Below are 12,702 nucleotides of genomic sequence, written 5' to 3'. Positions count from 1 at the left end.
AGACTGTCACTCCTTTTACATGTTCCAAGTGTGGCTTAAGCCATGATGCAGTGTCGAAATACGAGATATATTGTTGAATTTATCCCCAAACCCCCGCAGGTCGAAAACAAAAAAAGTATGAACAACGGAAAATTGTTCACAACTTTATCCACAGGCTGTTGATAATATTATGGGTCAGATCACATATTCACATCCAAAAGTAATACAATCATAGCAAAAGAAACCCCGCATTTCAACGTATCGCGTGATTTTATCCACAAATTCAATAACTTGTGTATAATTTTTAGTCACAACACAATATATTGTTTATAAACTGTTTAATTTTCGACAGAATGACCCAAAAACCAAAAATGTTTTATACACAGGTTATCCGTCAAATGATGCCAAATTGTGTGTAAAAGTATTCTTCGTTTGTGAATAACCTGTCTGTGGATAACCGTGAAGTGAAAATGAAGCATGATCAAGATCGGAAAAAGTGTGACCTCTCACCCTCGTGTTTTTCTTGTCAATGGGGCGATGGTGAAAGCTGCGAATTCGTGTCAGGGTAGGAGACGGAGAGGGTAGTAAACTCATGCCTATAATTGAACAAGATCAGAGGTGTGTTTTCTGAGCAGATGGTGATTCTGTGATCGGCAATGTAGAAGAATAATGGACATAGATGACTTCATTTTGAGACATATGTATGTGAATTATCAGGATCAAGAGGTAAGCTGATGCTCGAATATGGAGGTTGAAGTGTATGAATGTATAATATGAATTCAAAGGAAAGATTATGCGTGTATAGCAAAAGAGGGTGTCCTCTAAAACCGATTTTTGGTTTTAGAGGACACCCTCTTTTTTTGGTGCAGGGACGAAGTATGGATTGATGATTTAGAGACGGGGAAGGGACATCTTACGCTGGAATTCAGCGATATCTGCGTATTCCTCCTCCAGTTTGCGAGAGATCCGAATAAAGATGGGCAGCAGCTCTTGGTAGAGTACAGCATTCTCTTTGACAGGGGTATGCCGATGCGTTGTACCTACCATGGATGAAACGGCATGGAGCGATTGGATCCGCCCTGTAGCGTACAAACCAAGCACGACGGCACCCAGACAGGAACTTTCGAAGCTCTCGGGCACAACCACTTCCTGATTGAAGATATCAGACATCATCTGGCGCCAGAGAGGAGAACGCGCAAACCCACCTGTGGCTTGAATGGAGGTAGGTTGCCCAATCTGTTCTTCCATGGCGAGCAGTACCGTATATAGGTTGAAAATAACCCCTTCCAGGACAGCACGAATCATATGCTCTTTCTGGTGATGGAGTGTTAAGCCAAAAAAGGAGCCACGGGCATCCGGATTCCATAAAGGGGCACGTTCGCCCGAAAGGTACGGATGGAACAGAAGCCCTTCTGATCCCGGCCGGACACGTTCGGCAATTTTGGTCAGCACATCATAGGAATTGATACCAAGTCGCTTGGCTGTCTCCACTTCAGACGCAGCGAATTCATCCCGTACCCAACGAAACAGCATGCCACCGTTATTCACAGGTCCACCAACGACCCAAAGATTCTCTGTGAGGGCATAACAGAAGGTTCGACCTTTGGGATCGGTAACCGGACGGTCCACGACAGTGCGAATCGCCCCGCTGGTTCCAATGGTTGCTGCGACAACACCGGGTTCAATGGCGTTTACGCCGAGATTGGATAAAACCCCGTCACTTGCGCCAATAACAAAGGGCGTGGAGGGGGAGAGAGCCATTTTTTCAGCCGATTCGTGATTCATTCCTTCTAATATATATGTTGTAGGTACAAGCTTCGAGAGATGGTCGGGTGTAATGCCTGCAACCTCAAGGGCCTCTGCGTCCCAGTCCAGTTGTTCCAGATTGAGTAAGCCTGTGCAGGAAGCGATAGAATGGTCGACGACATATTGTCCGAATAGACGGAAGAACAGATATTCTTTAATCGAAATAAATTTGGCTGTGCGCTCAAAAAGTTCAGGTTCATCGTGGCGCAGCCACATTAATTTGGTCAGCGGTGACATGGGATGGATCGGTGTACCTGTGCGCAGGTAGATGCGATGGCCCAATCCATTCTCTTGCAGCTTGGCAGACCAAGCTGCACTTCGATTATCCGCCCAGGTGATGCAATGGGTTAAGGGTTTGTTATCCTCTCCCATGGCAATGACACTATGCATAGCCGAGCTGCAGGATACAAACAGGATCTGCTCGGCAGCAACACCACTCTGATCCATGACCCCTCGCACAGAGCGGAGGGCCGCTTGCACAATCTCTTCAGGGTCCTGTTCGGCAACATCGGGTGCAGGGGTGTACAAAGGGTATTCCTGTGTTGAGGTACTGACAACGGAGCCTTGCTCGGTAAATAACACGGATTTGGTACTGGTTGTACCAATATCGATCCCAATCATGTAGTTGTTCATGTATTTAATCCTTCTTTCTTCAGAAAGCGATAAGATTTTAATTTCTTTCTACTATAGAGAGACCATTTATACCACTGTACTCAGGAGCAAAATAAAGATCAGTCCGACCACGGATAATAGTGTTTCCATAACGGTCCACGTTTTCAATGTCTGGGAAACGCTCATATTAAAGAATTCTTTGATCATCCAGAATCCTGCATCGTTCACATGGGACAGTATGAGTGACCCTGCACCTGTGGCGAGTACAACCAGCTCAATATTGGCACCTGGTGTGAGTGCAAGCACTGGAGCGACAATACCGGCGGCTGTTGTCATGGCTACGGTTGCTGAACCGGTAGCTACACGAATGAGCGCAGCGACAAGCCAGGCAAACAGGATCACGTTGATGTTGGCATGGGTAGCGACTTCAGCAATGGCGTTACCTACACCACTATTGATCAATACCTGTTTGAAGGCACCGCCTCCGCCAATGATGAGAATGATGGTCGCCGTAGGCGCCAGACATTCACTGGTGAAGCGAGAAATATCGTGTTTGGTGAATCCACGTGCAAAGCCGAGTGAAAAGAGGGCAAATACAACTGAAATGAGCAAAGCAATGATCTCATGACCGATAAATTCACTGAAAACGGTGAAACCGCTCGTAGCATTTGGGTCAATGATGCTTGCTATGGAACCAATCAGCATCAAAATGACCGGCAGCAATATGGTAAACAGGGTAATACCAAACCCGGGCATGTTGCTGTTTGTTTTGGTTGCGAATTGTTCAGCCAGTTCTGCTGGCGGTTCGGTGTGTATTCTTTTACCAATAAATTTACCAAACAAGGGACCTGCAATAATCGCTGTAGGAATACCAACAATAAGGGAGTACAGAATGGTTTTACCCAGATCCGCGCTGAAGGCTTCAATCGCAATCATTGGCGCTGGATGGGGTGGAACCAAACCGTGTACAGTCGACAGACCCGCCAAAATGGGAATACCAATCTGCAGCAAAGACATGTTGGTTTTACGTGCAACGGTAAAAATGATGGGGATCATCAAAATTACGCCGACTTCGAAGAAAACAGGAATACCAACGATAAATCCAACAATCATCATGGCCCAGTGCACACGTTTCACACCAAACCGATCAACTAATGTAGTTGCAATGCGCTCGGCACCGCCAGATTCGGCCATCATCTTACCAAGCATTGTACCGAGAGCAATAACAATTGCGATGGTTCCAAGTGTGCCGCCAAGTCCCCCGGTAATGGAAGAGATCACATCGGCAGGTTTCATACCTGTAAGCAAACCGAGCATTAATGCGGACAACAGCAGGGTGATAAAGGGATTCCATTTATACTTGGAGATCAAAACGATCAGAAAAACGATCGCAATTAACGTCCAAACCAATAATGTTGCGTTGTGGGATAGTCCAAAAAGAGTGCTCATGATGTTGTGTGCTCCTTTATTTCTGATATAGAACGCTTACAAGTGAAATTATCGTCAACGATTAAGTTTGTGCCAGTACTGCAGAAAATGTTGGCGAAAAAAATGTAGTTTTATCATGTCCAAATTTGAAACAAAATCGCATTTTGTATACTTGTCGACAAGTTAAGTCGCAATCATTCACGACGGATATGATTGCAAACGCCTTGCACCCATTAGGAATCAAAGCTTTCGTGCAGCGTTTTGCCAGAATCTTGGAAATACGTGCGGACTCCAGCCTGAATGAGTACCTTGTCACCTGATTCAAGTGCTTCAACGAGCAGACGGTGTTTCTCAATTACAGCGCTTACTTTCTGCTCGCCTTGAACAAATACTCTGCGCGTTGTAAGCAGCATAACGGTCATCACAACATATCGAATACTCTTCCATAGATGTGAAATACGGGAATGCTGAGCAGCTTCAATGATGGTCTCGTGGAAAACGAGATCCTGATAGGCGAATTCGACGGCGTCCTGATGCCGTCCAGCAAGTTGCATTTTGTCGATCACGTTACGCAGCTGGGTGATTAATGATTCTGGGACATCACCAGCAAGTCGCTGCTGCACAAAACTTTCAATCAGGAAACGGACATCATACAATTCTTCGACATCCTTGATTCTTAGTCCAATGACAACGACACCCATACGTTCAAGCCGAATAAGGCCTTCATTGGACAATGTCCGTAACGCTTCACGGACAGGTGAACGACTGCTGTCAAAATCAGCCGCAATTCGATTTTCCGACAAAATCTCTCCAGGTCGAAGGGTACCACTGATGATCCGCAGCCTTAATTCGCAGGCAATGGCTTCACCACGGGAAGCCCCTTGAAGCCAGGAAGAAGGAAATAACATATGGCTAACGCTCCTATTAATAAGTAATCAGTTCATTACTGATCATAGCATAACTATTTTGCGGACTGGACATTCAGTTCAATCCATAGTCTGTAGCTACAAGCTAACGGCTAATGTTTTTTTCAAAGGACTACTAAAGGCGGGTAAGTAAATCAGCTTCATCCATATACTTGTATACAAGATGTGATTTTTATCCTACACCTTTCTCAAAAGCTTGTAAACCATAATTGAAGCGGATACAACCGGATTAGAATTCGACGATATTAATAGCCTATAACCATTATCCACATGTGAATAACTTCAAACAGGATATAATGAAGGAGATAGCAGGTATTGGAGGTTGTGGATAACTATAAATGCTGAAATAGGGTGATCTGATCAGGGTCTGGGGATAACTTTCAGGTCTCTCTTCGGGGCTTGGTGCTGGTATTGAAGTGGATGAGCTGTGGTCATTACTTTGGGTGGGATGAAGAGTGTATATAAAAGAGGGAGAAGCCTTGAGCCATGCAGTTGACTTTTCCAGGTGATCATGGTTAAATATATAAAGGTGTTTTCTGTGAAGATGAAAGTGATTCATCACATAAGTATTTCCTTGTGAGGAGGTGCAATACATTGAGACCTACATTCAAACCGAACGTTAGCAAACGTAAAAAAGTTCATGGTTTCCGGAAAAGAATGAGCACGAGCAACGGCCGTAAAATTTTGGCCGCACGTCGCCTTAAAGGCCGTAAAAACCTGAGTGCTTAAGCATTGAAGACCACCGAGGTGGTCTTTTTTTTCTTAATTAGCTCAAATCAGACTGGATGCTGCTACAGATCAGGTCTGAATGGTCTGCGAAAAAGTGCTGAACACACATGATGTATGTTGAGTGAGTTTTCCATTTTTCGAAAACTTACCTTATATAATGATGAATCGTTGATAGGTTTAAATGGCCAATCAACATTCATCCCGGATGAATGCGGATCAGTTCAAGTAGCTGACTAATAATCATCCCAAATGAAGTTGTCGCCAAGACGGTTTACCGTCATTCAAGAAAGCCTATACTAAATCAGTAATGAGGCCTCCGTCAATATCAATGATGGAGAACAGCAAGGAGAAGCGCCGTGTATAAAAGACTGCGTCTACGAAACCGGGCGGACTTTAGCCGCGTATACCGGTATGGGAAATCGTTTGCCAATCATCAATTCGTGGTGTATGGCTGTCGCCGTAAAGATACGGAACAATTCCGGGTAGGTGTATCATGCAGCAAGAAAATCGGAAACGCTGTCGTACGCAACCGGATGAGACGCATGATCAAGGAAATTGTTCGTCATCATGAGCATGAGATCGTCACGCAGATGGATCTGATTTTTATCGTCAGAAAAGGTGCACTGGACATGCCCTATAAGGAAATGGAAAAAAGCCTGCTACATGCGATGCGAAAGGGCTCTCTTTTGAAGTCGAGCAAGCGGTAAGCTTCGGTTTATTTGTCCTCCTAATTATGGTATGATTTTACGATGGAATGGAATGGTTAAGAGAGGGGTTATGAAGTGTCGCGATTGAAGACATCAAAGGGGAAGTGGATTCTCCTCATTGCAGTCATTGCAATGGTCACTGTACTCGCCGGATGTACTCCACAAGGAGCCGGGGTTACTACGGAAGATCTGAAGAATAGTGGCTCATTCTGGCAAAGCAATGTTGTGTACTGGTTCTCACTGGCGCTGGATACATTCGCCAACTGGTTTAACGGTGAATATGGACTGGCCGTCCTCGTGATGGTGCTTATTGTACGGACATTGATTTTACCACTAACAATGAAACAAGTCCGTAGCTCCAAAGCTATGCAGGCCATTCAGCCGCAGCTGAAGGAGATTCAAGCCAAGTTTAAAGATACACCTGAGAAAGTTCAGCAAGAAACGATGAAGTTGTTCCAGGAGAACAAAGTTAATCCGATGGCCGGTTGTCTGCCACTTATCATTCAGATGCCGATTTACATCGCACTTTATAACTCAATTTACGGAAACTCCAGTCTGAGAACGCATGATTTCTTGTGGCTCCAGCTCGGATCACCCGATCACCTGTTTATTTTGCCAGTGCTGGCCGCTATTACAACATTCATTCAAACATGGATGATGATGCGTATGAACCCTGCACAGCAAGTGGGTCCGATGCAGTTTATGCTATGGGTGTACCCGATTTTGATCTTCGTGATGTCTTATCAGTTCCCGTCAGCACTTCCGCTGTACTGGTTCTACAGTAACATCTACACGATCGTGCAAAACTATTTCCTTTACCGGAATAATGATAAAATCGTGGCTGAGGTCAACGTGAAGCAGAATAGCTCTTCCAAAAATGGAGCTAAACGCAAAAACGGTGGCAAAGCGACCGTCTCTGGAAAAGGGTCGAAAGGGGCCAAAAAATCGAAATGACCAAAGTCATTACGTCAGGAAAAACCGTTGAAGATGCTGTAAACCAAGGATTGACCGAGCTTGGCGTAAGTCGGGACAAGGTCGAGATACAAGTGTTAGAGCAGCCGTCAAAAGGATTCCTGGGTTTGTTCGGGGTGAGGGCGGCCAAAGTTGAAGTGAAATTATTGCCTGTACCGGAAGTTGTTCCACAGCCGATCAAACCAGCTGCATACAAATCTGAAGTAGATGCATTACTTGAGGATGTCGCAGCTAAAAATCCCTATGAAGAAGCGGCTGCTTTCTTGAAAGAGGTCGCAGCAGGTATGGGACTGGATGTTGAAGTGCATATCAAAAAACAGCGGGATGGACATATCTTCAATATTGCCGGCGAAGATCTGGGCATGATTATTGGCAGACGTGGACAGACGCTGGATGCGCTTCAGTATCTAACGAACATTGTAGCGAACCGATATTCGGAAAGCTTCGTTCGAATTGTGCTCGACGCGGAGAATTTCCGTCAACGTCGGCGGAAGACGCTGGAGGATCTGGCTGAACGATTGGCTGGACAAGCAATCCGTACCGGTAAGGAAGTTGTACTGGAACCAATGCCTCCGCTCGAACGAAAAGTCATCCATGCAAAACTGCAAAATCACCCGCAGATTAAGACGTTAAGTAAGGGCGAGGAGCCTAATCGGCGTGTGGTTATTACGACGAAATAACACGAAATTGAAGACGCAATGGCTTCCTGCCCGGTGCAGAAGCCATTGCTTTTTTCGTACAGAAGCAATTTGATAAGGTGCGTAGAACAAGTAAAGAGTGGACTTAATACGATAAGCAGCATGTCATATGATATATCATTAATAGATTTGAAAATGGATATGGCGTCCCCAGAGGGACGGCAATTTTAAAATAGAGCAAGGAGAGATAACCATGATCAGTGATACGATCACAGCGATATCAACGGCTGTCGGAGAGGCGGGTATTGCCGTGATCCGGGTCAGCGGCCCGGATGCAGTGTCGGAGACGGAAAAGATTTTTCGCAGTAAAACCCCTTTAACTCAGGCAGCATCTCACACGGTTCATTATGGTCATATCATAGATCCCGTTAATGGGGAAAAGATTGAGGAAGTATTGGTTACGGTAATGCGAGCACCACGCTCGTTCACAACAGAAGATGTGGTGGAGATCAGTGCGCATGGCGGTGTGGTGTCCGTAAAACGGGTCATGGACCTGCTGTTGCAGCTTGATATTCGTCTGGCTGAACCCGGTGAGTTCACGAAGCGTGCTTTCCTTAATGGGCGGATTGATCTGTCTCAGGCTGAAGGTGTCATGGATCTTATTCGTTCCAAGTCGGACCGAGCTTTCTCGGTTGCACTGAAACAAGTTGAAGGCAAGCTGTCCTCCAAATTGCGTGATCTACGATATACATTGGTGGAAACACTGGCTCATATTGAAGTGAATATCGATTATCCCGAACACGATGTGGAGTCGTTAACGTCTGATTTTATTAAAGAGAAGTCCAGTCAGGTTATGACTGAAATTGATAAATTGCTGACTACAGCAGAGCAAGGTAAGATCCTGCGAGAAGGTATCACGACGGCTATCGTTGGACGACCTAACGTAGGTAAATCCTCATTGATGAATACACTTGCGCAAGACAACCGGGCCATCGTCACGGACATTCCAGGAACAACTCGTGATGTGATCGAGGAGTTCATTACGATCAATAATATCCCACTGAAATTGCTGGATACGGCAGGAATCCGGGAAACCATGGACGTTGTAGAGAAGATCGGGGTAGAACGCTCTCGTTCTGCAGTAAGTGAAGCCGATCTGATCTTGATGGTTGTGAATGCTGCGGAGCCACTTCATCCCGATGAGATTGAATTATTGGAACAAATCCGCGGTAGACAATCGATAATCATTATGAATAAAATGGACTTAACGCCACAGGTAGAACGTGACGTGCTGCTTCGTTACATTCCGGAAGAACGGCTTGTACCGATGTCGGTGAAAGATGATCTGGGTGTGGATCGACTGGAAGATGCCATCTCTACGCTATTCTTCAGTGGTAAACTGGAGTCCGCAGACCTGACCTATGTCAGTAATGTGCGTCACATTGCTTTGCTCAAAAAAGCAAAGCAGTCCCTAGTTGATGCCTATGAAGCAGCAGAGCAGTTTATTCCGATCGATATGATTCAGATTGATGTTCGTTTGGCGTGGGAGCATTTGGGCGAGATTGTTGGAGATACAGCACATGATGCATTAATAGATCAGATTTTCTCCCAGTTCTGTCTAGGAAAGTAAAAAAATATACTGCAGATTGACTTAAATCGTAGTGTATGATGGAAGGGTACAATTTCTGCCTGTTGTCAAAGGATGGAATGATGTTGTAGCTATTACGTGTTGGTTTCATATAGATAGGAATGCAAGTTCCGATGAACGGTTAGAAGTAGTTTAATTATTGTAGAACATGATCCGTCTGCGTGAGTTACACCAAATGCAGCGGAATAAGGAGGTAAACGGGAATGGCTTTTGATGGCGGCAGTTATGATGTAATCGTCGTTGGTGCAGGGCATGCTGGTGTGGAATCCGCGCTGGCCGCAGCTCGTATGGGGTCCAAAACACTAATGATTACAATCAATCTGGATATGGTGGCCTTTATGCCTTGTAACCCATCTATTGGGGGACCGGCCAAAGGACATGTTGTACGCGAGATTGATGCACTTGGTGGAGAAATGGGACGGAATATCGATAAAACCTTTATTCAGATGCGGATGCTTAACACGGGTAAAGGGCCTGCTGTTCACGCGCTTCGTGCTCAGGCAGATAAATTCTCCTACCAGCATAAAATGAAGGAAACGATGGAGAATGAACGTAATCTGACAATGCGTCAGGGTATGGTTGATTCACTAATCGTTGAAGACGGAAAATGTGTAGGCGTTGTGACTCAGACCGGAACAGAGTATCGGGCTAAGGCGGTCGTTCTGACAACAGGCACATACTTGCGCGGTAAAGTAATTATGGGCGAGTTGATGTATGAGAGTGGACCAAACAATCAACAACCCTCTCTTAAATTGTCAGAGAATCTGCGTGAACTGGGCTTTGATCTGGTTCGTTTCAAAACGGGTACACCACCACGTGTGCATAAGGATACGATTGATTTTAGCAAAACCGAAATTCAGCCTGGCGATGACAAGCCGAAGTTCTTTTCCTATGAAACAGAGTCTTCCGATAATGAGCAGTTGCCTTGCTGGTTGACGTATACATCTGTGGATACACATCAGATTATTAATGATAATCTGCATCGTGCTCCGATGTTCTCGGGGCTTATTGAAGGAACCGGACCACGCTATTGCCCTTCCATTGAAGATAAAATTGTTCGTTTCAGCGACAAGCCGAAACATCAGATATTCCTTGAGCCGGAAGGCAAGAACACATCCGAGTATTACGTACAGGGGTTGTCTACGAGTATGCCAGAAGACGTCCAACTGGCTATGCTACGTTCAATTCCAGGTATGGAAAAAGTGGAAATGATGCGTAATGGTTATGCGATTGAATACGATGCGATGGTGCCTACACAATTGTGGCCTTCACTGGAAACTAAACGTCTACCAGGTCTGTTTACGGCGGGTCAGATTAATGGTACATCCGGTTATGAAGAAGCAGCAGGACAAGGTGTTATGGCTGGAATCAACGCTGCACTCAAAGTACAGGGGAGAGAGCCGGTAATACTGGATCGTTCCCAAGGTTATATTGGCGTGCTGATTGATGATCTGGTGACAAAGGGTACAAATGAACCATATCGTCTGTTGACTTCACGCGCTGAGTATCGCCTGTTGCTTCGCCATGATAATGCAGATATGCGTTTGACGGAAATCGGACATGACATTGGCCTGATCCCTGAAGAGCGTTATGCAAAATTCCTGGATAAAAAGGCGAAAGTCGAGCAGGAAGTCGCACGTCTGAAAGTGGCTAAAGCTCGCCCGGTTGAAGTGAATGCCAAGCTGGAAGAGTACGGATCTACACCTATTCAGGATGGCAGTACGTTGCTTACCTTGCTGCGTCGCCCGGAGCTGGGGTATGAACTGATTGAACAGCTCTCACCATCTGAGGTAGAACTGACAGCAGATATGAAAGAACAAGTGGAAATACAAATTAAATATGCGGGTTATATTGAGAAACAATTGATCCACGTGGAACGTTTGCAAAAGATGGAGAAAAAGAAAATTCCGGACACTATCGTATATGATGAGATTCATGGTCTTGCTATGGAAGCTAAACAGAAGCTCGCTACGATTCGTCCAATCTCGATTGGTCAGGCTTCTCGTATTGCTGGAGTTACTCCTGCCGACATCTCCATTCTGCTGGTCTACCTGGAGCATTATAACCGTGTAACCGCAGCAAGGGGACAATAATGGACGATATTCAACAGCAACTGCAGCGGCGCTTAAAGAAACATGGATTAGAGCTGGGAGAACTCCAATTGGAGCAATTCGAACTGTATTATCAGGAACTGGTATCATGGAATGAAAAGATGAATCTGACGGGCATAACGGATCGGGAGCAAGTGTATACCAAGCATTTCTATGATTCGGTATCGCTGGCTTTTTATACTGACATGACCAAAGTGAATAAGCTTGCTGACATTGGATCAGGAGCGGGTTTTCCGGGATTGCCACTGAAGATCTGTTTCCCGCATATTAAGCTGACGATCATTGATTCATTAAATAAACGTATTGGCTTTCTACAGCATGTGGTAGATATCCTTGGCCTGACTGATGTGGAATTGGTCCATGGACGTGCTGAGGAGATTGGACGCAAAGAAGGGTATCGTGATAGCTACGATCTCGTTACGGCGCGTGCAGTAGCCAAGCTGGCTGTGCTGAATGAATTCTGCCTTCCTTTTGTTCGCAAAGGTGGAATGTTCGCTGCCATGAAGGGCGGAGACCCGCGTGAAGAAATGAAGGAAGCGGAGTTCAGCTTCAATCAACTGAAAGGACGGGTTAAGGCCGTTCATCCTTTCCAGCTGCCGGTTGAAGAATCAGAGCGTCACATCATTCTGATTCAGAAATTTGATAAGACACCATATAAGTATCCGCGTAAACCAGGTACTCCAATGAAGACTCCGCTGATATAGTTGCGTGATGGTTTTGAAGTAAGTCAAAACAAAATAGAATTTTAGACATGGATGAAGAGGATGTTTCACGTGAAACATTCTCTTTTTTTTATTTTCTAAAATGGAGGACTGGATCAACATTACAGATACTTCGTATTACATATCTTTTAAAGAACCTGTAAGGATGAATCTCACGCATATTAGCTCATGAACAATTTCATTATTTGAATGTGTGTAAGTCGCCATATTTCCAATATTCACAAAGAAAAAGCAGGAAAATTAGCAGAGTTTAAAGAATAGGTAAGCATAGGATTATGATAGAAAAGATGATAGAATAGAAGTATCCGATCCTGGGTCACAGCGATCATAGATTATATGTATAGATAGATGGATTTGCGTCCAATGTTGCATGACAGGAAGCGTTATGAAAGGCAAAACTTATTCCAAGAACGATGCATGTGAA

Annotated in this window: 10 protein-coding genes; 7 read left to right on the top strand and 3 right to left on the bottom strand. The window is 45.0% G+C overall.

Annotated elements, in window-relative coordinates:
- Window positions 1–870: 870 nt before the first annotated feature.
- From gntK to MKY92_RS30465, 3 genes are all read right to left on the bottom strand, one after another.
- Window positions 871–2,418, bottom strand: coding sequence for a gluconokinase (gntK, locus tag MKY92_RS30475; protein ID WP_339298707.1), 1,548 nt, complete (start codon window positions 2,416–2,418; stop codon window positions 871–873).
- Between the two features lie 66 nt (window positions 2,419–2,484).
- Window positions 2,485–3,846, bottom strand: a complete 1,362-nt coding sequence (locus MKY92_RS30470) for a gluconate:H+ symporter (protein ID WP_215078310.1) — start codon at window positions 3,844–3,846, stop codon at window positions 2,485–2,487.
- 212 nt (window positions 3,847–4,058) lie between these two features.
- The gene (locus MKY92_RS30465; RefSeq protein ID WP_339298706.1) at window positions 4,059–4,733 is read right to left on the bottom strand and encodes a GntR family transcriptional regulator; all 675 of its coding nucleotides are present in this window, start codon (window positions 4,731–4,733) and stop codon (window positions 4,059–4,061) included.
- Between the two features lie 612 nt (window positions 4,734–5,345).
- Here MKY92_RS30465 and rpmH point away from each other — a divergent pair.
- From rpmH to rsmG, 7 genes are all read left to right on the top strand, one after another.
- Window positions 5,346–5,480: a 50S ribosomal protein L34 gene (gene rpmH, locus MKY92_RS30460; protein ID WP_017691413.1), complete on the top strand. Its 135-nt coding sequence runs from the start codon at window positions 5,346–5,348 to the stop codon at window positions 5,478–5,480.
- Window positions 5,481–5,836: 356 nt separating this feature from the next.
- On the top strand, window positions 5,837–6,187 hold the full coding sequence (gene rnpA / locus MKY92_RS30455) for a ribonuclease P protein component (RefSeq protein WP_036611981.1): 351 nt from the start codon (window positions 5,837–5,839) through the stop codon (window positions 6,185–6,187).
- A gap of 75 nt (window positions 6,188–6,262) precedes the next feature.
- A complete protein-coding gene (locus tag MKY92_RS30450; protein ID WP_036671883.1) occupies window positions 6,263–7,141 on the top strand; it encodes a YidC/Oxa1 family membrane protein insertase in 879 nt (292 codons plus the stop codon).
- The gene (gene jag / locus MKY92_RS30445) at window positions 7,138–7,839 is read left to right on the top strand and encodes an RNA-binding cell elongation regulator Jag/EloR (RefSeq protein WP_036611977.1); all 702 of its coding nucleotides are present in this window, start codon (window positions 7,138–7,140) and stop codon (window positions 7,837–7,839) included. Before MKY92_RS30450 ends, jag begins: the two co-directional genes overlap by 4 nt.
- A 211-nt stretch (window positions 7,840–8,050) precedes the next feature.
- Window positions 8,051–9,427, top strand: coding sequence for a tRNA uridine-5-carboxymethylaminomethyl(34) synthesis GTPase MnmE (gene mnmE / locus MKY92_RS30440; RefSeq protein WP_124118699.1), 1,377 nt, complete (start codon window positions 8,051–8,053; stop codon window positions 9,425–9,427).
- Window positions 9,428–9,648: 221 nt separating this feature from the next.
- Window positions 9,649–11,538: a tRNA uridine-5-carboxymethylaminomethyl(34) synthesis enzyme MnmG gene (mnmG, locus tag MKY92_RS30435; RefSeq protein WP_339298705.1), complete on the top strand. Its 1,890-nt coding sequence runs from the start codon at window positions 9,649–9,651 to the stop codon at window positions 11,536–11,538.
- Complete coding sequence (gene rsmG, locus MKY92_RS30430) at window positions 11,538–12,260, top strand: 16S rRNA (guanine(527)-N(7))-methyltransferase RsmG (protein WP_339298704.1); 723 nt, start codon at window positions 11,538–11,540, stop codon at window positions 12,258–12,260. The genes mnmG and rsmG overlap by 1 nt, the downstream gene beginning before the upstream one ends.
- The last annotated feature ends 442 nt before the right edge of the window (window positions 12,261–12,702 follow it).

This window comes from Paenibacillus sp. FSL R5-0623, assembly GCF_037974265.1.
In the GTDB taxonomy this organism is placed as follows: Bacteria; Bacillota; Bacilli; order Paenibacillales; family Paenibacillaceae; genus Paenibacillus.
The sequence above is the reverse complement of the archived record's forward strand: the minus strand, read 5'-3'. Positions and strand labels throughout refer to the sequence as shown.

What these genes read in the sequence shown, in the direction of transcription:
- gntK (WP_339298707.1), bottom strand. Translation starts at nt 2,418, where the DNA reads ATGAACAACTACATGATTGGGATCGATATTGGTACAACCAGTACCAAA.
- MKY92_RS30470 (WP_215078310.1), bottom strand. Translation starts at nt 3,846, where the DNA reads ATGAGCACTCTTTTTGGACTATCCCACAACGCAACATTATTGGTTTGG.
- MKY92_RS30465 (WP_339298706.1), bottom strand. Translation starts at nt 4,733, where the DNA reads ATGTTATTTCCTTCTTCCTGGCTTCAAGGGGCTTCCCGTGGTGAAGCC.
- jag (WP_036611977.1), top strand. Translation starts at nt 7,138, where the DNA reads ATGACCAAAGTCATTACGTCAGGAAAAACCGTTGAAGATGCTGTAAAC.
- mnmE (WP_124118699.1), top strand. Translation starts at nt 8,051, where the DNA reads ATGATCAGTGATACGATCACAGCGATATCAACGGCTGTCGGAGAGGCG.
- mnmG (WP_339298705.1), top strand. Translation starts at nt 9,649, where the DNA reads ATGGCTTTTGATGGCGGCAGTTATGATGTAATCGTCGTTGGTGCAGGG.
- rsmG (WP_339298704.1), top strand. Translation starts at nt 11,538, where the DNA reads ATGGACGATATTCAACAGCAACTGCAGCGGCGCTTAAAGAAACATGGA.